The sequence below is a fragment of the Arthrobacter sp. GCM10027362 genome, from assembly GCF_042679445.1.
In the GTDB taxonomy this organism is placed as follows: Bacteria; Actinomycetota; Actinomycetes; order Actinomycetales; family Micrococcaceae; genus Crystallibacter.
This window is the reverse complement of the sequence record NZ_JBHTML010000008.1, coordinates 14,236-36,023: the sequence shown is the minus strand read 5'-3', so window position 1 is coordinate 36,023 and position 21,788 is coordinate 14,236. Positions and strand designations below refer to the sequence as shown.

Below are 21,788 nucleotides of genomic sequence, written 5' to 3'. Positions count from 1 at the left end.
CTTGCAGGAGCCCGGAAACCTGGTCGGCGGCAATGCTCGTAGTAATGTTGCCGGCCAAGGTATAGGCAGGCGCCCCCGAGCCTGGTCAGGAACCGGCCGGACGCCTTACCGACCTGGCCGTTATCCTCCGATACCGCTGCCGTGAGGTCGGCAACGCCCTCATCGAAGAGCCCCAGTTCCCTAACGGCACAGATCAGGCTGTCTAAGCCGCCCTTCTGCACCTTGGTCTTTTGGTGGATATCCTTGCCGGCGGACTGAAAGCGGACGGTGCTCCATCTGCAGACCAAGCGGGAAGCGAGGTGAAGATTACCGCCTGGATCACCCGCTCGGAGGGCTGGTGGGCCATCGAGATCCCGGAAGTGTACGGGGCGCACAGCCAGGCCCGGACCCTCGAAGAAGTGGAGTTCATGGCCCGCGACGCCGCCGCTCTGCTTATCGGCCGCCTAGAAAACGATTTCGAGGTGACCATCGAAATCGCTGATTCGGAGCCTTGATCTAGGCCTGTTGCTAAGCTTCCCCGGCTACACAGGACCACCAACTCCACTGGAGCGTGCAAGCCTTGCCCTATTCGAGTATTTCGAGGCGCCCGGGGGGGCAGAAGTCTTCGGCCGGTGCCTTCGGATCGGTCTCCTGTCGGGAGGCCTGGAGGCGGCTCTCACTGAATCCTTCCGGGCCGTTCAACCTCAGCCCATAGACGGTTGAGCATGAGCTTTAGTACTTTCCGGCGTGCTCTAGATAGAGTGCTTCAGGCCGCGGATCACGGTAGTTTTCGATTGCCTCCTGAACCAGGGCGTCCTTCAGGTTCAGCGAGTAGTAGACGTCGTTGATCTTGATGATCGACTCGATCCGCTGGTACTTGTCGCCGTGCTTCTTCGCGTATTCGGCAAGCCCCTTCAGCTTCGGTACCGAATCACTCAAACTCTGGGCATGTGGATCGAGAATAGAGGCAGCGACCTCGCCGTCGACGTGGTGGAAGAACACGAAGTCAGGAGAAAGCCCTCGATACCTGCTATTCATGGCGTACGGAATTGTGAGCGATGCGGTGCCATGGCGGGGATTGCGGTACCACCCCAAGCAGTTGTCGTCCTTGAGTTCCGTCTCCAGAACGTGGATTTCCCACTCGTTGAGCTTCACCGGATAGTCACCGGTCGAGGATGACAACAAGTGCTTCGGCCATACAACCTCAGCCACGGGGAAGGGTTTGTCCTCGGGCAGATCCACGACAGTCAGCTCAGGTTCTGTTGCCTCCGAACGGATCTCGTCCAACTGAGCCTTGAGACTTACCGGCGACTTGTTGATCTCCGTCTGGTATTCCTTGAACCACTCGATGACAGTCTTGTTGGCGACCTGTTCCAGCTTGTCTTTGACACCGGGCTGGTGAGCGACCACAGCGACGGACATCATTGCAGTAAAGACGTCGCCATCAATCGGCAAGCGCTCCCGTAGGTAGCTATCTGCCATTGAACGGCTGATGCGCCGGCCAGCCTGGGCAAACAGATGCTCGACGCCCTTGGAGTCGATCTCAACTTCTTCCAGGGCTTCAACATCGATTGGATCGCCGCCCTCAAACAGGGTGGTCACCTGATTCTCGATGAGGAAGTGGGCGAGCTTGGTCTCAGCGTCGTCGTACTGACCGCTTTCATCGAGCTGAATGCGTGCCTCACGGAGCACCGCCAGGAGGCGTTCGTTGGCCATTCGGGATGCACCCTGCAGAATCGCATTCTTGCCGCCGCCGGTGATGAGCGTCGCGAAGTTCTGAAGGCGCTCAACCTGAGTCCTGTATTGAAAACTCGGGATCACGTAGGAGGGCAGCGACGTCATCGACTCGAAGACCGCCCCGTCAACCAAAGGGTTCCGAACCAGCGTGACAGCCTGGTGCGTGATGACACTCATCCCGCTGGTGCCTGCGATGTCTTCCTGATCCATATCGTCAGTGACAACGATGATCTCCTCTTCCGCATCTTCGGGAAGCGGAGAAGTTTCTGCCCCTACATATTCACCCTCACGGTTCAGAATGACGCCAGCTTGTTCAGCCGCGGTCCGCTGGCGTTTCTGTTCCTCTCGGAGGCCCGTGTTCACCGTTGTGGCCCGCTTGGCGATACTGCTGCCGGCCAGAGTCTCTTCGGTTGAGGGAAAGATCGGCAGAGCCTCTTCAACAGCCGCACTGTCTTCGCCCTGGGGATGGACCCATTCCTGGCGGAAGCTGTCGTCACCTAGGCGCAGCCGATCGGCTATCTGCTTGACGCCCGCCTTGTTGAACCGCGGGAGGAAGCAGTGAACATAGTTCAGCGCTTCGTTCTTGGCGATGCGCCGCGCCAAGGGAGTGCGGATCATGCGGCCGACGATCTGGGTAATGGCGTCCTGGTCCTCAACCTTGCGGTAGGACAGGAGCACTTCCGCACGGGGGCAGTCCCAGCCGGTAGTAATCGCCTGCTTACAAAGCACTACCCGGATGTCCAGATCGTCCTGGATGTCCTCCGGGTTGGAGTAAGCGATGTTGTGCGCACCTGCGGCCAGCGTGCTGTGGTCAGCGAAGGTGTGGCAGATGTTCACGGGTTTAAGGCCCGGCCACGCGTCGAGGATGGTCTCGACGATGCCCGCCAGTTCTTCATCGGCCGGGGTATTGGGAACCTGGACGACGAGCGCAGGCAAGACCTGCGGCTCGTTCTCCCGCTCCGAGTATTCTCGCCACTGCTCCTCATACCTGAGTGTCGTCGCCACAGCATGCCGGAGCAACGCCGACTCGTTGAAAGTTGCTCCCGGCAGTTCGGGCGAGGACAGCACCAGGCCATCTTTCAAGAGGCCGGATTCCTGAACCTCTTCAACAGCAACGCGTGTAGGGATCACACGTCGATTAATGGCGTCCATGGCCCGCTCAAAGCGCCTTGGCGTTGCAGTAATGCCGACGATGACGGGCGCAGCCAGGCGCCCCGTCTTAGCGCCGCCAATAATGCGTGAAACGATGGTGTCGCGCGACCGTTCGGTCTTCATGCCGACGTGCGCCTCGTCGATCATGATCACGAATTTATCGGGCCGCGCCTTAATCGTGTTCGTCAACGTCGTCCAGAACGAATACTGGCGGGTGTCTCCACCCTCCTTTACCAGACGCCCACTTGAGTTGAGCTTCTGGACGTTGAGGAAGTAGACCTTGCCGGGATCAAGCTGCTCCTGGTCAAAGCTCGACTCGACAATCTCGATCGTTCCGTGGTTGATCTTGTCTGACGCCATCAGGAACTTTCGGGAGGTCTGTTCATTGAGTGACGGATCATCGGAAATCCAGAGGAACGTCCAGTCCGGTTGGCCCAGAGTGTCTTCAGAGCCGAACAGAGCCGCCTCGATCACTGCCGAGGCAATGACCGTCTTACCTGAGCCTGTGGGGGCCGTGAGCTGAACGGCAGTGACGCGCTCCCCGTCACTGGTCTTGTACCGGGTGATCCCGTCACCGATGTCCTCCAAGATCTGGCGCTTAGCCTTGGCCTGATAGCCACGCAGTTTGAACTTCATGTGATGGTCTAGCCCTGCCTCTTGTTGATTTCGAAAGACTGGAGGTAGTCCGAGTACAGCCGTACAGAGTCGATACCCTGGTCAATCTGAACGTTGATAGCTTCGAACTCAGCCTGCGAGTCAGTCACGATGAATACGCACCGGACCTCATGCCGAGCATTGACCGCTTCAACAAACGGCTCCCACTGATCGATGTCCGTTAGCAGCCCGTAATAACCGTCTTCAGGCACCTCCCAACCTTTTTCAGGAAGGTCGTCGATCCGGGCTCCCTCGGCGCCGGCCCGAAGCCACAGGATGGGAGCTATTGCCTTGAATTTATGACCCAGTCTGACTAGCTGATTGTCCTCGTACGTGAGTTTGAAGAACTCCACGTTCTCTTCGAAACCTTCGCTCATCGGAAACTCGTCAATAAATCGGTAGTCACCCGTAATCGGCTTGCCTTCAGGAGTCATGCCAGTTACGGCAGCAGTAATTCGCGGCTTCGCTATGTACTCAAAGATCCCCAATGCCTCATATGCAGGCTCGCTAGGTAAGTGACCCTGTTTCCGGAGCTGTTTATCTTCCTCGTCCGAAACAGCGTTATTTGTAACCGTAATTGAACGCCGGCGTCCGCCGTCCTGGTGGTTTAGTCGCATGACCGCATGCGCCGTAGTGCCCGATCCCCCGAAAAAATCCAAGATCAGCGCATCCGGCTTGTTGGCGACCACGAATCGCAACGTGTCCTCGACGGCATATAGGGACTTAGGGAACGGAAACTTCCTGCCCGGGATGAAGTTCCTCAAGAGGGTGGACCCATGATCAGCAGCGCCGTGCGAAGGCTTATTCCACACTGACATTGGACGACTCGTCTTACAGGTTTCGCCGAGGATGCACGAACCGTCAGGCGATTTTCCAATCACTTCGATTTCGCCGGATTCAATGCGATCGATGGTGCCGGACGGCAGGTATGAGATGGAACGCGTCACCTTCCCGGGCTTCCAAGGCCCCAGACGGGCGTAGCCCATTGCAAACAGTTCCTTCAGCCTGACATCCGACACGCGCCAACGTTTTTCCTCACCCGACGCGAGCGGGAACACTGCGAACGTTCCTTCCGGAGGTTTGACTGTCTCCCGAGGTACGCCCAGAGGTAACGGATTGCCGATGGAGTGGAGCGTCCCGTCGTCTTGGTTCAAGAAAACCGGGTAAAAAAGATTTGGCCGGTCAACACGGCGGCTGTTCGATCCGGATCTAGTCAAGCTGTCCCATCGCACAGATCTGGCTGCTTCTGACTCATGAAGCATGTCGTCCCCAGTGGGAACAATTTCAGCGCCTCCGATAAAGACAAAGTAGATAAATTCTTCGGCTCGCGAGAAGCCGCCCTGCCGAGACGAACCACTGGGATTAATGACGCTTGAGATCATCTGTATCTTGCAACCCCGGAAGGTTTGCTCAAGGAGAATACCGAGACGCAGATATTCCTTCTCGTCAATAGTAACGATTAGCACAGAGTCTTTTGGATTGAGCAGCTCTTTAGCCCGCTTCAGCCGGCGCTCCATAAACGACAGCCATTTACTATGGCGGTAGGCGTCGTCCCCATCTACGTAGTCGTTGTTGTACTTCCAGTCCTTGGCACCCGTATTGTAAGGAGGGTCTATATAGATTACGTCAATTTTGCCCTCATACGGGTACAAGAGCATTTCAAGAGCGTGATAATTTTCGGCATTAATAACCGTGTGGAACGGCTTGTCAGTACTGCGTTCAACTCTGCCGACGCTATCAAGACCTGGATAGATCGAATCGCCGAACTCACGAATGACAGTCAGTTCATCGACTGATGCCGTGACGCGTTGGCTTCGGTCGTCTCTCGCAACAAGCGTCGCCGTTTCCCCCAACACCTTGATGACGATCCAGATCCCCGCCCTGGAACGCTCTTTGAAGACAACCTTCCCTCCGCGGCTCACTTCGAAGCCGGGTAGCTCAATCGTCTCGGGCTGGTGCTCCTCGAAGACGAGCCCAAAGCTGGTCTTCGCTACCAACTTGTTGACCTGATCCTGGATCTCGCTCCTCAGCTTGGCGTCAGGAATCCTTTCAATTAAAGTGTCGAGGTGTGCCACGGGTCTCCTTGAAGAAATCAACGAAACTGCACCGGGACCAGTGGTAGGTCTCGGTGCAGTGTTCTATGACTCTACCTGCGCGCACGTCCTTGGCCGGTATTTCAACCGTGTGCCATTCAGCTCAGGTATGCGTGGAGGACAGGGCTCGGCTGAGGCAAGCGGCCAAGTTCTCTTTCTCCGTCCCCCGACGGGCTCGGCCTGACACCATGGGTGGGAGCGTCACCGGGACATGTAGAGGCGGAGGACGGCTTGGTAACTGTCACCGAGGAAGCCATGATCCCTTACTGGTGCTGTCCTAGGAACTTGGATCTCCAATGTGACTGGAAGTTCGGGGCGGTGGCAGCCGAATGCGCCGGGCAAGGGTTCCCGTTCAATCGCCGCAGAACATCCTGCAAGTCCGGATGCCCCGACTCGGCCGCATGAATGACGCCGTCCACGTCCACGGCCATAAAGCCGTGTTCGAACAGGGCGTCACACCCCAGGGTGCAGGCCAGCATTGCAGCGGCCCTGAAGTCCAGACGCTCATCGTCATTGCATTCAGCCCTAGGCTTGATATGTGCTGCAACGAGCAGTGCGGCCGGCAACTGCCGCCCGCACAGTGAGCACCGGCTGTTTCCACCGGCGAGCAAGACCGCGCGCAGGTATCGTTGCTCCGCGCGTTGGCTAGCGATCACCTGGATGTCGGTCGGCAGCTGAGGGGGCACCGGTGCCTGGAGGTATTGCGAACTGGAGGGGCTGGCGTCAATGCCCGGCTGCTGCACGGGCCCCGCGCCGAGGCAGAGCGCCAGTTTGCTGCCCAGCCCTGGGGGGAGGGGGGAGATGTAGGTCCGTCCGGGCACGCCCAACCTGTTCATGGGACCGACTCCCGGCCCGATGACCTTCCGGAGGCTTGCAAGCCTGATCTCAATACCCTCGACCAGTGGCGTGACAAGTACGAGCGGCCCCTCGTTAGAGCCTGTTGCAGGTTCGTGGCCCGGTGGGCGGCGTGCCCGCGTGGCGGCTTGTTGGACCTGGCTGACGGCCTGGAGTTTCTGTCCTGCATAATGGAACACCACGTCTCCGGGCAGCATGTCATGCAAGGCGGTCCAGTCCTCATGGGCGGGCCGTCCGTCGGCGCGGTACTCGGGGGCCCACAGCGAACCCTGTTCCATTGCGATCCTGTAGTTTTTGCTCTGGTTGGCCCACCAGAAACGCGGCCGGACCGATCCGTCCATCTCATAGTCGGCGGGCGAAAGAGGCCCGATCGCTTCATCGAGTTGATCCGTATCTGGCCAATTCGTCATTTTGCCTCCTCTATGGGTGTCCCGACCTGACGCTGGAACCGACTACAGGCTAAAGCCAGGCGTCTATCGAAAGCAGCACCTCCATACCGTGCCTCGGCGCGGGTCGGCACGTTTTCAGACGCCCCCTGCCGCGGCGAGCAGCGAGGACACCTGCTCGATGGTCTTGAAGTGCGGCTCGCCGACCGGTGGCACGCCGTAAAAGTTGAAGACCTGGCCGGATGAGCCGCATCTTCTGCCATGGTCCGTGTGGTTCCCCGCTGTCCGCGCGTCGGCGATGGCGCCGGCGGGTGTTTCCCGCCCTTCCATGGCCGTGTCCGAGCTCCTGGAGAACCTGCAGGCGTCTGATGACGTGGTGGCTGTGGACGCCGCGGCCTGGACATCGCGGCGCTTGCTGACAGAACCCGTATTGCGAATGCGGGACGGTCAAGGATGAGCTTTATGGGCCAGTTATCCATTTCGGGACGTTTCCATCAATCCAGCTCATAGATATATGTAAGGTGCGGCCCCCGATGCTTTCCCCAAGAATCATCGGGGTGCCGCATATCCAAGGCACAGGCCTCCGTATCCCCCAAAAACCAATACGGCGGTTCTGATGTGCCGTGGGATCAGGCTACATTCATGCCTGCGGAAAGGATTTTCCTGATCGAATCCTGACAGTTTCTTGAGCTTCTTTTGAGCCTTTTGAAAAATCAGGCTGTTTGCGCACCTTTTATTACAGCACTCCGTAATGGAGCCAAGCGGATGCAATTAATTCCCCGCGAAATGGCAGGATGTTAGCTGTTTGCCGGCGGTCCCCCCATACCTGTGCCGGCAAAGTGCTACAAGGCAAGGGCCCGACCAGACCCCCCATTCTCGGTCGAGGCCCTTTGCCTTTTAATAAGAGGAACGCCATCACGGACGGCTGGCCTAACTTGGGATTATCTTGAGGGTATATTGTCCGTCGCCATTGCCGGTGACACACTTTCGGTACTTGCCGGGGTACCAGGAGCCCGGCCCCAGCAGGACCTGCAGATAGGAGGGGTCCCGGGTGTCTGCCCTGCATCCGGGCCCCGTCGTCGGTGCGTCTCTCCGGTGTCAGAATGGGTTTCGTGAGCAAGGTTGATCCCTCCCGTGCATCCCGGTTGGTCGGTGGCGCGCCCGGATGGCGCCCGGACTTCGCGAATTACCGGTGACCCGGGGTCAGCGTCGACGGCAAGGCCATCGGCTGGACCTCCGGGCATGTGCACTTCAAGTGGCAGGACGACGACTTCAAGATGCATACCCGCTGGGTGCCGGCGTCCTGGGTCAAGCGCATCAGCCGGGAAGAATCATCCTGGCAGGATCCCTACGACATCCTTGATGATGCCGACGGCTGACTGCGTGAGTCAGCCGGATCCGTACCGTAGAGGATATTTACCAGGACATGGGAACGCTGCGCAGCCAGCTCGAAGAGTTGGTCGAAGCAGGCCGCATCGTCATGAGCCGGGACAGCCGCAACACCGCATACCGGGGCACCGTAGCGGCTATCGGCCTTGCAGGGGTAGGCCTAAACGCGGCGCATAAGACGATGTCCTGGATGGAAACACTGCCCGCCGGCGGCGGCTCTCCGGAGCTAAAGGACTGACGGCGGGTCCGAACGCCGAGGCCTGGCTTGGGGCACGGGTCAGGCCCCGGCTCCCGCAAGTTTTCCACATCCGGCCTGGGAAAACCTTAGGTCCCCCGTCTCCGGGCAACGCCCCCCCCAACCGGAATCCTCAGGCAACCACGGGTTTGTTTCGGGCCCCATCGGCCCGCATTCCGAGGACCAAGACGCACCCGCCGTCGCCCGATATGCCGTCCACCGTAGCCGTAGGGGCGCCTGGTGTGGCACGCTCCCCGTATGCCGTTTTATCTTGAGTACACGGTCCATGGCATGTCCGGGGTGCGTTCGGCCGTGCCGGGGGAAACACTTGATGAAGCCGCGGCAGCAGCGGCAGACCTGCTCAGGGAATCGGGCTGCCAAACGGGACTGCTCCGCTGGTCCCCGGCCCCGAGCGAAGAACCGGGCAGCGGTGAGGTGGTCGCCACCTACACGGACACCGTCGGCTGGGAACCGTTGGATTTTCGGCGCGGCGCTGAGGACAACGTCAAATGATGGATACCCCATGTGCCGTGCCCGGCAGATCCGATTGGAGGCGCCGGGCAGCACCGGGGCCGGTTCTGCAGTCAGGACGTCGGCTGTGACCGCGAACACACCGCCAATGGGTTTCGTTCATGTCCCGGATACCGCCGGGCTGGGCGACGGCCACTACCTCGGCCCTGCCGCGGGGCTGGTCACTACCAGTTGGGATGACGGCGTGACGATGGTCCATGTGGATGTGGAGGAGAACCTGACCGTGGAGCAGGCACGGCAGCTGTTAATGGACCTCCGGAAAGTTCTGGCGAGGCTGGAAGGCGCGGATTAGTGTCCTGCGCCGAAATCCTCTTCAGTTGAAACTGCCGCGGCCGACGCCTTTGCCGGGGTCCGGACAGGCTGCAGTATCTCTGCCCCCCCCTTCCGCGCCTCACCCGGCGGGGCACCGGGCTGAATGTGTGCGGCGAAGCCGTCCTGCCCCGCGCGCCCCTTCGGGGGCAGAATCCCCTGTGCCCGGTGTTGACTGACCCCGCAGCGGAGTTCTTACCATTGAGAAGGCGGGCCGGGCACGACAGCCCGGGCAGGACTTCCGCCGCCGCCCGCCTCGCATCTGTGAAAGCCATCTAGACGAGGACCGGAGGCATCTGAAGATGAAGTACGACGAATTCCTGGCCAAGGTGCAGGAGCGCGGCGACCTTCCGGGCCGGGACGAGTCAGAGCGGGCCGTGCGCTCCGCCCTCGGGCTCCTGGGCCGGCGCCTGACCGGTGGCGAGAGCGATGACGTCGCCTCGCAGGTGCCCGAGGAGCTCATGCCGCTGCTGCTGGTCTCCGACGAACCCGAGCCTATCGGGCCGGAGCAATTCCTCGACCGCCTCGGCGAGGACACGGGAGCCGACCGCGAGAGCGCCCGCAGAACCGCCGCCGCCGTTCTCACCACCCTGGCCGAGGGCATCACCGAGGGCCAGCTCAGGCATATCCTCAGCCAGCTCCCCTCCGGCTACGCCGAGTTCTTCGGCAAACCCGAGCCCACCTGAGCCCCACCTCCCACGTCAGCCGGCAACAGAGGGACCGGCCAATCCCTTCCGCCCACACTGCGAGGGCCCCGGCCGCCGATTTACGGCCTCCTTTCCCGAGCCCCGGCCGTGCTGGTGGGCCCTGTCTGCCAGCTGGCCTCTGCCAACCCTCCGCCAGGTCTGGCACGACCTGCGACCGGATTCACAGGACAGGCCCTAGTCCTGCCTTGTGATTGCCTCGGACAGCATCAGGGCTGCCGCGGAGAATGCCAGGATCGCGCCCCACATCATCATGTAGAGGAATTTCAGGGTGGTTCCTTCTGCTCCCGTGCAGGGATAAATGCGGCCATCGTGGGGCCGGGAGTTTCGGCCCCGCCGGGAAACACCCCCAGTCCGCCCGGAACCGGACCCGGCCAGGGAGTCGCGGGCATTTGGCCCTGATCGGTCCTGCCTGCCGGGCGCAGCCTTCACAGCCGGCAGGGACACTGCCTAGCCTGACCTCAGAGGGCCGCCGGTGACGGGCGGCCGCACGAACAAAGGGGGAAACATGGCGGGCACCGACCCCGGGCAGGGGCGCGGCGAAAATCCGGCTGATGGGTTCGCGGCAAGAGTCGGGCAGGAAATCGACCGCCTCCTGCGCATCAGGGGCAAGAGCCCCGCCGAACTCGCCGCCCTCCTGGGCCTATCCGGCAGCCCGTCACCGGCCGGCCTGGCGGGAAACCTGAATACGGATGAGCTGGCGAAAGTCGCTTGGTGGCTCGGCGTTCCGGTCAGCCGCCTGCTGGGCGGGCGGGAAACGGAATGAAGATTACTGCCCGGGCCTGCCGCGGCCGCCGGTGGCGGGCCATCAGCGTCCGGGAGCTTCCCGGCGCGTTCTGCCCGGCCCGGTGCCGGGACCAGGCCGAACCTGTGCCGCCCGGCGCGGCTGCTGACCTGCCGGACACCGGCACCGTCAGGGTTGCCCCGGCCGCCGAAGTCACCGGGCGGGAGTTCCGTGCATGATCCTGGACCTGGTCACGGTCTACACCGTAAAGAACCTCTGCGTGCAGACCGTTGTCCACGATGCCGCCGCTGCCGCCTCCCCGGGCGGTGCCCTTGACGCAGCGCGCAGACGGCTGGCCTCTGAACTGGGCGAGGCGGCGCACACGTATGGCGTGGACATTCCGCCCGGGGAGGTCTGCTTTTCCCAGAACCTGCGGGGCCGGCTTTATGAGGTCCACGCGTTTTGGTCCCCGCCGGACGGCCCGGTCGAACTGTTCGCCGGACCGCGGGACGGGGAGATCCTGGAAGTCTCCGCCCGTACGGACATGCTGGAAATGGAGTTCACCACCCTCGCCTGGCCTGATCCACAGGGCGGCGCTCCGGTTCCGGTCCCGGTCCCGTCTGCCTGGTATGAGTATGGCGGCTTCAACGATGTCACCCGGCACCGGGTCTTCATGTGGCGGCAACGCTGAACTCCCATCGGCGGTGTGAAAGCCGCAGGCCGGCCCGGAGCCGGTGGTGTCGCTGGCACTGCCGCTGCGGCCGGTCGAACTGCGCGGCGGGTTGAAGGACATCTGAAATAGCAGGACACGGACTTTCACATGTGCACCCGCTGGGCGCCGGCTTCATGGGTCAAGCGCAGCAGCCGGCAGGAATTCCGCTGGCAAGACCCCTACCACCTGAATGACAGATGAGCCAGTAAGATCAGTCAGGTTCATTGCGACGAGTCGGATGGCTATGACAGCACCAAAGACGATGGGGGAATCTTGTTAGCACAACTGTTGCCGGGTTTTCGGGATTTTCGGACACCTCTAGTAACGGGGTATTTGTGGCTAACTGTGACGTGGCTGTTTCTGGGGAGCCGTATTCTGGAACTCGATCTAGCCCCGGAAACAACCCGTCTCATCGACAGCGTGGGTCAATTACTGCCTTCTACAGTAGCTTTCGCCATAATTACTTGCGTCGCTTATGTTGTTGGCATCTTGCTTGTCATCGACACAAAACGGGCCACAAGCTTCATGTCCCGATATGGTTTTCAAATAGTCCGCGCTGAACAAGGCCGTCGCTTCCTTGGGTGCACAGTTGTTCCTTACTTCACGGACCGCCGGTCGGACATTCATCCCGGTATCAAGGATCCGGCAGTGAACAGGTTGGTCAACGATGCTCTCTATCGCGCTGAGGAACGCAAAATCAACGCCTTTCAGATTCGGCGGAAGTACAAGCTGCCTGTGATGGATCATGATGAATACTTTGAACGAAAAGCAGAATTTGATCCCGACACAGACGAATTTGAAGCTGTACTGCGAAACGAGGCTCTTGAAGAGGTGAAGCCACTTCTGCTAAAGCAGTTTGAAGATGAGCTTCCGAAACTTGCGACGAAGCTGCACAAAGAGAATAAGGATCTTTATGATGCCTATGACCGTGACCGGTCTGAAGCTGAATTTCGACTGAGCATCGCTCCGCCGCTAATTCTCTTGGCAATTGAGATGTTGGCCATTTTGATCTCCAAAGACGTTCTGTTGGCTTGGGTAACGGCACTAGTCTGCATCATCGCCGCATGGATCCTTCTTAGAAAGGGATGGCGGAAGGTTATGGAATCCGCGAGCATCCTGGTTACCGCTTTAGAAATCGGCACTATCAGGTCCGACGCAATCTATGCCATCGATTCAATTGGCCGAGTGACAGGGTCCGATGGAGGCCAGCATACCCAAGTGGAGTTGGCTTAGGCTTTTTCTCTGGTCCCCTGCCCCAAAAAGCCCGCCGCCCCTGTTTCCGCTCAGCGACATTTGCCAACGATTCGTAGACCCGCCTCGGAGTGGGACGTGCCTAGCATGACGGTCGAGGAGATGTTCGAGCTCGTTCCCTTATACCGTAATCATTCGCTGCTCGTTGTAACGTGACTCGCAAGCGTCACCGCGTTCAATGTCGAGGCTGCAGAGTTAGAGCCGGGAACGCCCCCAGCTGCACCTTATGGGAGTTGATCCGGAGGACCGCTTCGTTCCGGACCGGGGTTGGGGTATGAAAGGTCGACAGGATAGAAGTCGTCAGATTCGTAAAAGCATGATGGCATTACAGGACTACCCCAAAGAGTTGCGGCTAGGTTTGCACGAAAATATGGGGAGCAGAATTGGCGTTCGATCACCTCGTCGGCAGGTATCTGCACGACGGCCCTATTGGACGGTATGAAGGCAATGACGCGTTCATTTTCTGCGCCCAGAATGTACATCACGAAATTACCCTTGGTGGTCTTAACCTGCTCGGGTGGCAGCCACATGGATGGGGAGGTCACTGCTGAACCAAGTGATGAAACAGCGTGAAGAGCGATATAAACCAATAGGATTTTGGGAAGTGTTTGAGATATTGATCGTCTCGACGACCGAAAAAATCGCAGGAAGAAGATCGCGAGAATGGGACAAATAGATAACATGAAGTTTATCGCCATCGATTGCCAAGAAAATCCCTTCACTCCCACGGTCAGGGCCCAGAGAAGGAGTGTTGCGGTCCCTAATGCGGTGATTGGAATGAATGTCTTCGTCAGCAGATTTTCTGCCCCGGCCAGGACAGGTCTTTCCTCACCCGACCAAGCGGCACGAACTGCGGTTCGAAGGCGGGGGGCGTAAATGTAATAGAGGACGGATGAACCCAAGTAACACAGCGAGGGGATAAGAGTAACTGCGATTACTTGGAAAGCAGTTGTCAGTGGTGTGTTAGTCACCAGCGCTACCGCGACATGAACGTCCATGCGCGCGACCCACAGTGCTTTGAATGCAAACAACACCACTGAGGCAATTGCTCCGAACGCGAGTAGTTGAGCCGCCCTTTCGATGGTCGAGGCAAACATCTTGCGATGCGGGGTGGTCTCATCGCCGTTACTTCTAAGCCGATAGCCGGACCTATCGTGCTGCCCCACCGTGTCTGCCTCTTCACGCATGACGCCTAGCCTAATGTCGGCAAGAGACTTCCAGCGCCCTCGGGAGTGATCGAGGCGGTATTTCTACGCGAACGGGTTGTCAGGGTCGTAGGCCGGCTCTGGCGCGGACTGCGCCCGGGATGCCGGTGTCAGGCGCAGCGCCGTTGCCCAGAGGCGAAGCTGCTGGCTAGCCTCACGCTTGGCCTGAAGCGCCGGGTTCCGGACCTGCCGGCCGCGGTCGGCGGAGGACCGGCCGTCCACGGTCACGCCGTCACGGTTTAGTGCGTCCTCCGCTGCGCGGAAGTCGGACCAGATGGAGCAGTACGCAGTCACACCGGCCCTGTCTGCCTCGGTGAACCTTTCCGGTTCGGTCGCGTACACGGCTGCCAGGCGGCGCCACTCGGCCAAGGCCTCCGGGGCCAGGTTCGGCGGCTCATTGTCCCAATCCAGTCCTCCGCGGGGCGGCGTAGTGACGGCTGGCCTCTTCGGTTCGTGCTCTAGGATCTTTAGGTTCGGTGGTCGCTTTATCACGATGGCCTCGCTTCCAAAATTGTTTTTCGTTGGGTCTGTATAAATTTGTTGACCGGCGCCGAGCTTCCGGCCGACCGCGGCTGGGATTTCGACTCCCCCTACCAGCTGGTTGACAACCTCGGCCGGGACCGGCGGTGTTCAGGTGTCGTCATGGCTTGGATCTTCCATGCCCGGCAGCGGGGTTGAGTGCGCCAGTTCCTCTTCCGATTCACCGTCGTGTTCGTGTGCGGGTGAGTGCGCCTTTCTATAAGGCGCACTGGCGCACTCACTCCCGGTGCGCCGGCGCACTGGCGGCGCACTGCCGCGCACTGGCGCACTGGAGGGAATCAGGCTGTGCATCCTGGCCTTCTTGGGTCCGTCGTAGACCAGGATCAACTTCTGGTTGTGGGCCCTTATCAGGGCTTCGCTGATCTGGCGGCGGCTGAATCCGGTCCCTGCCAATGCCTCATGGATCTGCCGGCCGGACAGCGCGTCATGCTGCCCCAGCAGTTCGAGGATGGTGGGTATGGCTTCGTCGGCCCTGGCGTCCTTCCGGCTGCCCCCGGCCATGCTGAGCCGGCGGGTGGCGGGTTCGAACTCCAGGCGGCCCTCGGGTACGTCCACATCCCGGCCCAGGGCTTTGAAGAAGCGGGGGCTGCCTGCTTCATCCCCATCCCGGATCAGGGTCCAGATGGCGTCGTTGGAGGCCAGTAGTGCGGAGTCGCCGCGGGCGCGTTCCTGGCCGTGTCCTGTGTGGTGGACGATCAGGGACTCGGATACCTGGGCGTCGTGCATGGTCTCGTCCCAGGCGGTCAGGAACTTCCCGGCTTCATGGTTCTCGTCCAGGCCGAGCGCGTCGAGGACGGGGCGGAGGTTGTCGAGGATGACGACCTGCGCCCCTTCGATGACCCTGACCCACTTGGCCCGGATCTCCGGGTCGAGGATGTTGAACTGGCTGAGCCGGCCGCGCAGGCAGAGGACTTCGATGTGGTGCCGGTTGCGGATTCCCTGCTGCTCCAGCCAGCGGCCCAGCTGCCTCTGGGTCATCTCGGTATCGATCAGCAGGATGGGCGCAACGTCGTGGACGTCGTCGATGGCCGGCGGGTTGACCGGGAAACGGCCGAGGAAGGGTTCACCGTCGGCCAGCGAGCGCATCAGGTTCATCATCGTGACGGTTTTGCCGCCCTTGAACGGGGCGACGAAGAGGGCACGGCCGCCTGCCTGCCAGAGCCCCTCGATCCGCCACTCGTCCTCGCCTTCGTGGGCTGCCTCGATGAGCAGTTCGAGCGGCATCGGGGTGGGTGGTGTGAAGGTGTCTGCCTGTTCGGCCTGGACCTGCCGGCGGGCTTCCTCCCGGATGCGGAGCTTGTCGGCCTCCTGGGTTACTGCGAGGTCCCGGAGCAGCTTGTCGTAGCTGTCGGGATCCTCCGAGCCGTAGGGGCGCAGGCCCTGGGCTTCAAGGACGGCCTGGAGTGTGACGAGCCCTTCGACTCGGGCAGGGATGTGTCCGTGGCGGGCTTCGATTTCGCTGTTGAGGCGTCCGGCGATCTGATGGAAGTTTTTGCGTTGCTCGTCGTCCAGCAGGTCGCGGAGTTGCCCGCCTATGGCCCTGAGCGCGTCGGCATAGTATTCATGCTTCATAGCCGCCACCGCCGGTCATCGACTGGGGCGGCGTCCACGCCGACGATCTTGTAGTTGCCTCGGAGGTCGGGGTTTCTGCCGGAGTCGCAGTGGCTCGCCCGGTACGGGGTGAACAGCTCGCCGAACGGCCAGCCGTGGACGTGCTTCTTCCGGCAGTAGGGGCAGCGGACTTCCACGCTACGGACGCCGCGGCGGCCGATGATGACCCGCAGCGCCTTGACGGTGGGCCCGGATAGACTGGTAGTACGATCTGTGACAGGATGCTCTGGGCCGCCCGGTACCCCCCATGCCGGGCGGTCTTTCCTTGGCTCGTTCATGCCACGGCACCGCCCTTCGGTGCGCGAAGCAGGGCGGCGATTTTGTCCAACTGCTCAGGGGTCAGCGGCGGCCAGTTCTCGACCACGTCCCTGACATGGTCTTCCAGGCTTGCGGCCTTGAGTTTCTGCCTGGCGGCTACAAGCTCGGGATCGTCGGGGCGGCGGCTGCGGGTGAGGGCGGCAACGCGGGCTCTCTCTGTGGTCCGAACGGACATTGTGAACTCCGGGGGCATAGCAACGTTGCCCCCGGTGAGAGGCCTTCTACATCTGCTAACAGTTTAGCTGCGGCTCACGATAGCGCTCAGCGTCGAAAGTGAGATCTGGGACACACCGGTGTCCGCGGCCTTGTTCAGGTAAGGCACCAGCGTTTCGGTTCTCGCCTGGACATGCAGCCCGCAGGGGCAGCGCAAGTTCCAACGCTTCCGCAGTCCTTCGGATTGGTTCGTGAAGGCCTTGCCAACCTCGCCCACGCGGTCAAGGCGCGTATCGCCGTCCAGGATGTCAGTCGCCCGGTTGGCCGGCCCCTTGTTCGGCCTTCCGCGCCGGCTTGACGGGATCATGGCGGCCCAAAGTCCCTCACTGTTGCGGGTGAACGTGGCCAGCTTGAAGGGCCTGTCATCGTGGAATTTCTCGGCGCAGAAAATGAGGATGGCGGCCGTGGGATTGTCCATTAGCTGATTCCTTTCGGAGAGACATGCACCTGGTCCCAGCTGAACCGGACGCCCTTGCCGGCTGGCATGATGGTCACGTCCATCAGCGTTCGGATGATCTGCCGCTTGTGGGCCAGTGGCAGGTCCTTCCAAGCCTGCTCCACGTCGGGAGCATTGATGACTGCGGCGGCGGGGAACAAGCCGTCAGAGGTGGCCAGGGCGTTTTCCACAGCGGCAAGCTCGGCCGTGATCTTCCCGGCCTGCTCGCGGACGGCAGCCGCGCCGAGCAGTCCTTCGGCCAGCATGGCGGCGAGCGCGTCGCGGCGATCGCGCAGCTCAGCCGCCTTGGCGCGCAGACCAGCCGATTCCTCGGTGCCGGTGAACAGGGCAGCCGCGTCCGGCCGGGACAGGACGCCGATGGTGACCCCTTCCACGACCTCGTCCACCAGATCCATGCGGCGCATCATGCAGTAACCCCCGAGGCATTTGTAGACCATCCAGCGGCGTTCACCGTTCTTGGCCGGGGACGCAAACATCTTTTTCCCGCACTTGCCGCAGACGGCGATGCCGCTGAGCAGGTACTTAGCGTTGAGGTCGTCGGGTGCCGTGCGTCGCCTTGGGTCGGTCAGTTTTTCCTCCAGTGCGCGGTGGGTTTCCTCGTCGAAGATCGGCGGCCACTCCCCCTCGCCTAGGTCATCTCCAAGATAGAGCCGGCGACCGGCCGTGCGCGGATTGATCAGCGCACGACGCAGGCTGGTGACGTTCCAGGGCCCGCCCACGGTGCTGGTCTTCCCTTGGTCGTTGAAGTCGCGGACGACTGAGGACAGGGTTTCTCCGGCGAGCACCCGGCTGGCGGCGTCGTGCATGGCCTCGGCCTCTTCGGGGACGATGACCACCTTGTTGCCGTCGCGCCGGTACCCGAACGGGCGGCGGACCCAGTGCGGGCTCCCCCGTTTGGCCCGCTGGAGGTTGGCGGCTTTCTGGCGCTCCCCTTTGTGCTGGACTTCCATGGCGGCAATGGCGGTGAGGATGGTTCCGACTGCAACGCCGGTAGGGTCGCCCAGGTCCAGGCTGACGCCGTGGACGCACGCGATGTTCACCCGCCGGGTTTTTCCGGCCTCGATCACGCGCGTCAGGTCGCGGATGGTGCGGGTAAGCCTGTCCAAGTGCCAGACGACGACGGCGTCGATGCGGCCGGCCTCGATGTCGGCCAGGAGCCTTTCGAATTCGGGACGTGTCTTACCGCTGGTGGCACTCTTGTCGTTGTCCGGGTAGATGGTCGGAGAGTCCCAGCCCTTGGCTGCGGCCAGCATCCGGCAGGCGGTTTCCTGGCGATCGACGGCCGCGAAGTTGCCGTCCTTGTCCTGCGACTGGCGCAGGTAAATGGCGATTCGGTTACTGCTCATATAGAAATGCTAATTCTTGACTTACGGGACCATCATGCCGATCTCTTTCTTGCCCGCGGACTCCATCAGGCTGCGCTTGGCCATGTCCCGCACGTCCTGGGCCTGTGCCCGCAGGACATCGGCCAGCGGCGTCCCGCGTTCAACCGCCACTGTGATCCCCTCGACGAACCGCACGAGGGCGGGCAGCCTCGTCCGGTTCGACAGTTCCCGCAATGCGGCCAGCAGCGGCGTTCCGGCACGGGTGGCGGCAAGCACCTCGGCGAACTCCGCGGCCAGTTCACCCCGGGCGGTCCGGCAGATCCGCTCCAATGCCCCGGCGGCACTTTCTCCGGCCCCAACGGCCAGGGCCATCAGTTCGGCCAGGCCGGGGAATTCGGCCAGCATCTTCGCTTCGCGGCGCTGGATCTGCATGCCCAGCAGATAATCCCGGAGCAGGAAGCCGCCGAGGGTTAGTACCACGGTTGCGACGACGGAGAAGACCGGATCCCCGGCTCCTGCGGCGGCGGACAGTACTGCCAGGGCAATACCGGTACCGAGTCCGGCCACGGCCCAGAGCAGCTGCTCCGCCCGGAATTCCAGCGCGGACTGGCTGCGTCCCGCCTGGGCCAGCCGCCGGGACAGCACGGCGGTGCCCGGGTTGAACCTGCCCAGCCAGTGAACCGCGTCCAGCAGCACCGGCCGGACAATCCGTTCGAGCGGGCCAAAGGGTGTAACGTTTCCGGCGCGCGGATGCAGCAGGCGGGACTGCAGGTCCAGGGACTTCAACTGCGGGTAGATGCGGTCCGCGAAGCGGCGTCGGCGCATCACCGGCAGGCCCGCAACCACCAGCCACAGCCCCGCGCCAAGTCCGGTTCCGGCCATCGCCGCCAAAGTCCAGTGTTGGCTCATTGAAGCACCCGTTCATCCGAGGGCAGCGCTCCGATCCGCAGCATGACCCGGTACGAGACCACGGAGACGATCAGGCCGCCCAGCAGCACGCCGGCGCCGGCCGCAGTGTTGTAGGCGGCAATCGCTTCGGGCCGGGAAGCCATCAGGATCAGGATGATCCAGGGCGCGGCGACGGCCAGCCTGGCTGCATTCACGGTCCAGGACTGCCTGGCTTCGAGCTCGCTGCGGGTGCGGGCATCATCACGGAGGAAATCGGCCAAGGTGCCCAGCAGCTTGCCCAGATCCGAGCCGCCGATCTCGCGGGTCAGTCGCAGCGCTTCCACGATCCGGTCCGCAACCGGGTCCGCCAGATGCTGCTTGAACCGGTCCAAGGATGTTTCGAAGCTCGCGCCGGAGCGGTAGTCGGCACCGAATTCAATAAAAGCACCACGCAGCTCCTGCGGCCCGCGCGTCCCCAGCTGTACCAAGGCCTCCGGAAGCGAGAGGCCTGCCCGGATCGCCGAGCGCAAATGGTCGACGGCGTCGGGCCAGATTTCCCGCATCGCAGCCGCCCTCCGCCTGGCCCGCCAGCGGACCAGGAGGAAGGGCAGCCAGCCGCCAAAGAAGCTGAAGCAAAATGCAATCACCGCAGACCGGGTCAGGACGAACACGACCAGGCCCGTCCCGGCCGCCACCGCGGCACAGGTGGCCAGCAGCGAACCAACGGTAACCTTCTCGACTCCGGACTGGTTGATGACTTCCTGCACCGCGGCGAAACTCCGGTGCCTAATCGGCCGCTGCGGACGGTGCGGGGTGTCCCAACAGGACCACCAGATCAGGAACAGGCCGAATCCGGCGGCCAGGCCCAACGCGGCCGTCATGCCTTTCCGCCAAGCAGTTCCATGACGTTGAAGCCGGCCCGGGCGAATTTCTCCCCTGCCGGACTGGCCGAAGGGCTGACCACCAGTTCCCCCGCCTGGCGGCTGAAGACCGTGGAGGTTTCGATGACGCCGTTTTCCACCCGGCGGCCCAGGGAAACTATTTCGGTTACTTGGCGGCGGCCTGCGGCATTGCGGGCACAGTGGACCACCAGGTCGATGCAGGAGGCGACCGTCGGCAGCACAAAGGAAGCGGAAATGTTCCCACCGGCCAGCAGCGGCAGGGTGCAGATCTTAGTGATGGCATCATGTGCGCTGTTCGCATGGACCGTACACATTCCAGGTAATCCGCTATTAAGCGCAATCAGCATGTCCAGGCTTTCGGCCTCCCGGACTTCGCCGACGATCAGCCGGTCCGGACGCATCCGCAGGGCCTCCTTGACCAGTCGGCGCATCGGGATCTCCCCCTCGCCCTCCAAATTGGGCTGCCGGCATTGCAGTCCCACCACATCGCGCAGCGGGAGCCTGAGCTCGAAGATCTCCTCCACCGTGATCACGCGTTCCCGGCTGCCGATGGCGGCGGCAAGGCAGTTGAGCATGGTGGTTTTCCCCGCCTGGGTGGCGCCCGAGACGAGGATGTTCATCCCGCTGGCCACGGCGGCGGAGAGGAATGAGGCGGCTTCCGGGGACAGCGATCCCAGCTCGACCAGATGCTCCAGCCGCGAGGCACGGGCGATGAACTTGCGGATGTTCACCGCCCAGTGGCTACGGGTGATGTCGGGAATGACCACGTGGAGCCTGGAGCCATCCGGCAGCGCGGCGTCCACGAACGGGGAGGCCAGATCCAGCCGGCGTCCCGAGGACTTGAGCATCCGCTCCACCAGGTCCCTGACCTGCTGCTGGGACAGCGTAATGGAGGTCAGCTCGGACTCGCCGCCGCGGGCGACGTACACTTCCGACGGGGAAAAAATGCGGATTAGATTGCCTGTCATTGGGGATCGGCAAGCCGGGAACCCAAAAGGCCCCGGCAGGACGGCAATCCTCCGGGGCGTGACAATCAACTTCGCGGTTTGATTGCGGGCCCAGCGTACCAACTGGCACCCCTCATTATCTAGCAGCGGTTGAGCGTCCAGAGCGTTCCTGCTGCCCTAGCTCCCAAACAGTGGCGGCGCGGTTCAATATCCATCCTGAACCTGCAGAACCGCTTGCAGGAGATCCCGGCCCGATCACCGGCGACTAAGGCAACATCGGAAGGCGCCTTCATAACTGAGGGGGTCCACTTGGCGTTGGCGAATGTCGCAGAGTGTGGGCGGGGGCGGCGGGCTGTTTTGGGGTAGGGGATACCTTGGGGACAGATAGCACTAAACCCCTCCCCCGCATCCCCGCCTGCACCAACTCACTCGGCACCCCTCCACGAGAAATCACCACATGAGCACCACCGCAACTTCAGCACCTGCAGGCTTCATCCGTCCTACAGATACGGCCTTCGGCTTGGATAATTGCCAGAGCCCTACAACCGGCATGACCAGCTCCACCTGGACGTCTGCCGAAGGGATTCGAGTCCATCTGCCCGTGGACGACGCCTAAGGGCGGCCGGCGCGGAGCTGCTGGCACTGGACGTCGCTAGCGTCCTGCCAAGGCC

23 protein-coding genes are annotated in these 21,788 nt (G+C 61.9%); 10 read left to right on the top strand and 13 right to left on the bottom strand.

Annotation, left to right across the window (positions count from 1 at the left end; genetic code table 11):
• Window positions 1–299: 299 nt before the first annotated feature.
• Entirely contained in the window at window positions 300–494 is a 195-nt protein-coding gene (locus tag ACFQ36_RS02950; protein WP_377010453.1) for a type II toxin-antitoxin system HicB family antitoxin, read from the top strand.
• Between the two features lie 217 nt (window positions 495–711).
• Here ACFQ36_RS02950 and ACFQ36_RS02945 read toward each other — a convergent pair whose 3' ends face one another.
• From ACFQ36_RS02945 to ACFQ36_RS02930, 4 genes are all read right to left on the bottom strand, one after another.
• Window positions 712–3,504: a DEAD/DEAH box helicase gene (locus ACFQ36_RS02945; RefSeq protein WP_377010451.1), complete on the bottom strand. Its 2,793-nt coding sequence runs from the start codon at window positions 3,502–3,504 to the stop codon at window positions 712–714.
• Window positions 3,505–3,512: 8 nt separating this feature from the next.
• Window positions 3,513–5,597, bottom strand: a complete 2,085-nt coding sequence (locus ACFQ36_RS02940; RefSeq protein ID WP_377010449.1) for a site-specific DNA-methyltransferase — start codon at window positions 5,595–5,597, stop codon at window positions 3,513–3,515.
• A 281-nt stretch (window positions 5,598–5,878) separates the two neighbouring features.
• Entirely contained in the window at window positions 5,879–6,880 is a 1,002-nt protein-coding gene (locus tag ACFQ36_RS02935) for a hypothetical protein (protein ID WP_377010447.1), read from the bottom strand.
• A gap of 114 nt (window positions 6,881–6,994) precedes the next feature.
• The gene (locus ACFQ36_RS02930; protein WP_377010445.1) at window positions 6,995–7,186 is read right to left on the bottom strand and encodes a hypothetical protein; all 192 of its coding nucleotides are present in this window, start codon (window positions 7,184–7,186) and stop codon (window positions 6,995–6,997) included.
• A 914-nt stretch (window positions 7,187–8,100) separates the two neighbouring features.
• On the opposite strand from ACFQ36_RS02930, the gene ACFQ36_RS02925 reads away from it, so the two are divergent.
• From ACFQ36_RS02925 to ACFQ36_RS02885, 9 genes are all read left to right on the top strand, one after another.
• On the top strand, window positions 8,101–8,235 hold the full coding sequence (locus ACFQ36_RS02925) for a hypothetical protein (protein ID WP_377010443.1): 135 nt from the start codon (window positions 8,101–8,103) through the stop codon (window positions 8,233–8,235).
• A 47-nt stretch (window positions 8,236–8,282) separates the two neighbouring features.
• A complete protein-coding gene (locus tag ACFQ36_RS02920) occupies window positions 8,283–8,483 on the top strand; it encodes a hypothetical protein (protein ID WP_377010441.1) in 201 nt (66 codons plus the stop codon).
• Window positions 8,484–8,738: 255 nt separating this feature from the next.
• Window positions 8,739–8,993, top strand: coding sequence for a hypothetical protein (locus tag ACFQ36_RS02915; RefSeq protein ID WP_377010439.1), 255 nt, complete (start codon window positions 8,739–8,741; stop codon window positions 8,991–8,993).
• 85 nt (window positions 8,994–9,078) lie between these two features.
• Window positions 9,079–9,303 carry a hypothetical protein gene (locus ACFQ36_RS02910; protein ID WP_377010437.1) on the top strand — a complete coding sequence of 75 codons (225 nt, stop codon included), beginning with the start codon at window positions 9,079–9,081 and terminating at the stop codon, window positions 9,301–9,303.
• Window positions 9,304–9,622: 319 nt separating this feature from the next.
• The gene (locus ACFQ36_RS02905) at window positions 9,623–10,006 is read left to right on the top strand and encodes a DUF2267 domain-containing protein (protein WP_377010434.1); all 384 of its coding nucleotides are present in this window, start codon (window positions 9,623–9,625) and stop codon (window positions 10,004–10,006) included.
• 526 nt (window positions 10,007–10,532) lie between these two features.
• Window positions 10,533–10,790, top strand: coding sequence for a hypothetical protein (locus ACFQ36_RS02900; RefSeq protein WP_377010432.1), 258 nt, complete (start codon window positions 10,533–10,535; stop codon window positions 10,788–10,790).
• Complete coding sequence (locus ACFQ36_RS02895; protein ID WP_377010431.1) at window positions 10,787–10,987, top strand: hypothetical protein; 201 nt, start codon at window positions 10,787–10,789, stop codon at window positions 10,985–10,987. The genes ACFQ36_RS02900 and ACFQ36_RS02895 overlap by 4 nt, the downstream gene beginning before the upstream one ends.
• Window positions 10,984–11,439: a hypothetical protein gene (locus ACFQ36_RS02890; RefSeq protein WP_377010429.1), complete on the top strand. Its 456-nt coding sequence runs from the start codon at window positions 10,984–10,986 to the stop codon at window positions 11,437–11,439. The genes ACFQ36_RS02895 and ACFQ36_RS02890 overlap by 4 nt, the downstream gene beginning before the upstream one ends.
• Before the next feature lie 366 nt (window positions 11,440–11,805).
• A complete protein-coding gene (locus tag ACFQ36_RS02885; protein WP_377010427.1) occupies window positions 11,806–12,693 on the top strand; it encodes a hypothetical protein in 888 nt (295 codons plus the stop codon).
• Between the two features lie 242 nt (window positions 12,694–12,935).
• On the opposite strand, the gene ACFQ36_RS02880 is transcribed toward ACFQ36_RS02885, so the two are convergent.
• The 9 genes from ACFQ36_RS02880 to ACFQ36_RS02840 all read right to left on the bottom strand — a co-directional run bounded on the left by ACFQ36_RS02880 (window position 12,936) and on the right by ACFQ36_RS02840 (window position 21,138).
• Window positions 12,936–13,898 carry a hypothetical protein gene (locus ACFQ36_RS02880; protein ID WP_377010425.1) on the bottom strand — a complete coding sequence of 321 codons (963 nt, stop codon included), beginning with the start codon at window positions 13,896–13,898 and terminating at the stop codon, window positions 12,936–12,938.
• A gap of 63 nt (window positions 13,899–13,961) precedes the next feature.
• The gene (locus ACFQ36_RS02875) at window positions 13,962–14,408 is read right to left on the bottom strand and encodes a phage terminase small subunit P27 family (protein ID WP_377010423.1); all 447 of its coding nucleotides are present in this window, start codon (window positions 14,406–14,408) and stop codon (window positions 13,962–13,964) included.
• 138 nt (window positions 14,409–14,546) lie between these two features.
• Window positions 14,547–16,028, bottom strand: coding sequence for an AAA family ATPase (locus ACFQ36_RS02870; protein WP_377010421.1), 1,482 nt, complete (start codon window positions 16,026–16,028; stop codon window positions 14,547–14,549).
• A gap of 313 nt (window positions 16,029–16,341) precedes the next feature.
• Window positions 16,342–16,560: a hypothetical protein gene (locus ACFQ36_RS02865; RefSeq protein WP_377010419.1), complete on the bottom strand. Its 219-nt coding sequence runs from the start codon at window positions 16,558–16,560 to the stop codon at window positions 16,342–16,344.
• A 63-nt stretch (window positions 16,561–16,623) separates the two neighbouring features.
• Complete coding sequence (locus tag ACFQ36_RS02860; RefSeq protein WP_377010417.1) at window positions 16,624–17,016, bottom strand: hypothetical protein; 393 nt, start codon at window positions 17,014–17,016, stop codon at window positions 16,624–16,626.
• Window positions 17,016–18,401 (bottom strand): recombinase family protein, encoded by a 1,386-nt coding sequence (locus tag ACFQ36_RS02855; RefSeq protein ID WP_377010415.1) that lies wholly within the window; start codon window positions 18,399–18,401, stop codon window positions 17,016–17,018. Before ACFQ36_RS02855 ends, ACFQ36_RS02860 begins: the two co-directional genes overlap by 1 nt.
• Before the next feature lie 21 nt (window positions 18,402–18,422).
• Window positions 18,423–19,289, bottom strand: coding sequence for a type II secretion system F family protein (locus tag ACFQ36_RS02850; RefSeq protein ID WP_377010413.1), 867 nt, complete (start codon window positions 19,287–19,289; stop codon window positions 18,423–18,425).
• Window positions 19,286–20,149, bottom strand: coding sequence for a type II secretion system F family protein (locus ACFQ36_RS02845; protein WP_377010411.1), 864 nt, complete (start codon window positions 20,147–20,149; stop codon window positions 19,286–19,288). The genes ACFQ36_RS02850 and ACFQ36_RS02845 overlap by 4 nt, the downstream gene beginning before the upstream one ends.
• Complete coding sequence (locus ACFQ36_RS02840; RefSeq protein ID WP_377010409.1) at window positions 20,146–21,138, bottom strand: CpaF family protein; 993 nt, start codon at window positions 21,136–21,138, stop codon at window positions 20,146–20,148. The genes ACFQ36_RS02845 and ACFQ36_RS02840 overlap by 4 nt, the downstream gene beginning before the upstream one ends.
• Window positions 21,139–21,788 lie beyond the last annotated feature (650 nt).

Bases quoted from the DNA above. Each gene is read 5' to 3' on its own strand.
- ACFQ36_RS02945 (WP_377010451.1), bottom strand. From the start codon at position 3,504: ATGAAGTTCAAACTGCGTGGCTATCAGGCCAAGGCTAAGCGCCAGATC.
- ACFQ36_RS02935 (WP_377010447.1), bottom strand. From the start codon at position 6,880: ATGACGAATTGGCCAGATACGGATCAACTCGATGAAGCGATCGGGCCT.
- ACFQ36_RS02930 (WP_377010445.1), bottom strand. From the start codon at position 7,186: ATGGAAGGGCGGGAAACACCCGCCGGCGCCATCGCCGACGCGCGGACA.
- ACFQ36_RS02920 (WP_377010441.1), top strand. From the start codon at position 8,283: ATGGGAACGCTGCGCAGCCAGCTCGAAGAGTTGGTCGAAGCAGGCCGC.
- ACFQ36_RS02915 (WP_377010439.1), top strand. From the start codon at position 8,739: ATGCCGTTTTATCTTGAGTACACGGTCCATGGCATGTCCGGGGTGCGT.
- ACFQ36_RS02905 (WP_377010434.1), top strand. From the start codon at position 9,623: ATGAAGTACGACGAATTCCTGGCCAAGGTGCAGGAGCGCGGCGACCTT.
- ACFQ36_RS02900 (WP_377010432.1), top strand. From the start codon at position 10,533: ATGGCGGGCACCGACCCCGGGCAGGGGCGCGGCGAAAATCCGGCTGAT.
- ACFQ36_RS02895 (WP_377010431.1), top strand. From the start codon at position 10,787: ATGAAGATTACTGCCCGGGCCTGCCGCGGCCGCCGGTGGCGGGCCATC.
- ACFQ36_RS02890 (WP_377010429.1), top strand. From the start codon at position 10,984: ATGATCCTGGACCTGGTCACGGTCTACACCGTAAAGAACCTCTGCGTG.
- ACFQ36_RS02880 (WP_377010425.1), bottom strand. From the start codon at position 13,898: ATGCGTGAAGAGGCAGACACGGTGGGGCAGCACGATAGGTCCGGCTAT.
- ACFQ36_RS02870 (WP_377010421.1), bottom strand. From the start codon at position 16,028: ATGAAGCATGAATACTATGCCGACGCGCTCAGGGCCATAGGCGGGCAA.
- ACFQ36_RS02865 (WP_377010419.1), bottom strand. From the start codon at position 16,560: ATGTCCGTTCGGACCACAGAGAGAGCCCGCGTTGCCGCCCTCACCCGC.
- ACFQ36_RS02860 (WP_377010417.1), bottom strand. From the start codon at position 17,016: ATGGACAATCCCACGGCCGCCATCCTCATTTTCTGCGCCGAGAAATTC.
- ACFQ36_RS02855 (WP_377010415.1), bottom strand. From the start codon at position 18,401: ATGAGCAGTAACCGAATCGCCATTTACCTGCGCCAGTCGCAGGACAAG.
- ACFQ36_RS02850 (WP_377010413.1), bottom strand. From the start codon at position 19,289: ATGAGCCAACACTGGACTTTGGCGGCGATGGCCGGAACCGGACTTGGC.
- ACFQ36_RS02845 (WP_377010411.1), bottom strand. From the start codon at position 20,149: ATGACGGCCGCGTTGGGCCTGGCCGCCGGATTCGGCCTGTTCCTGATC.
- ACFQ36_RS02840 (WP_377010409.1), bottom strand. From the start codon at position 21,138: ATGACAGGCAATCTAATCCGCATTTTTTCCCCGTCGGAAGTGTACGTC.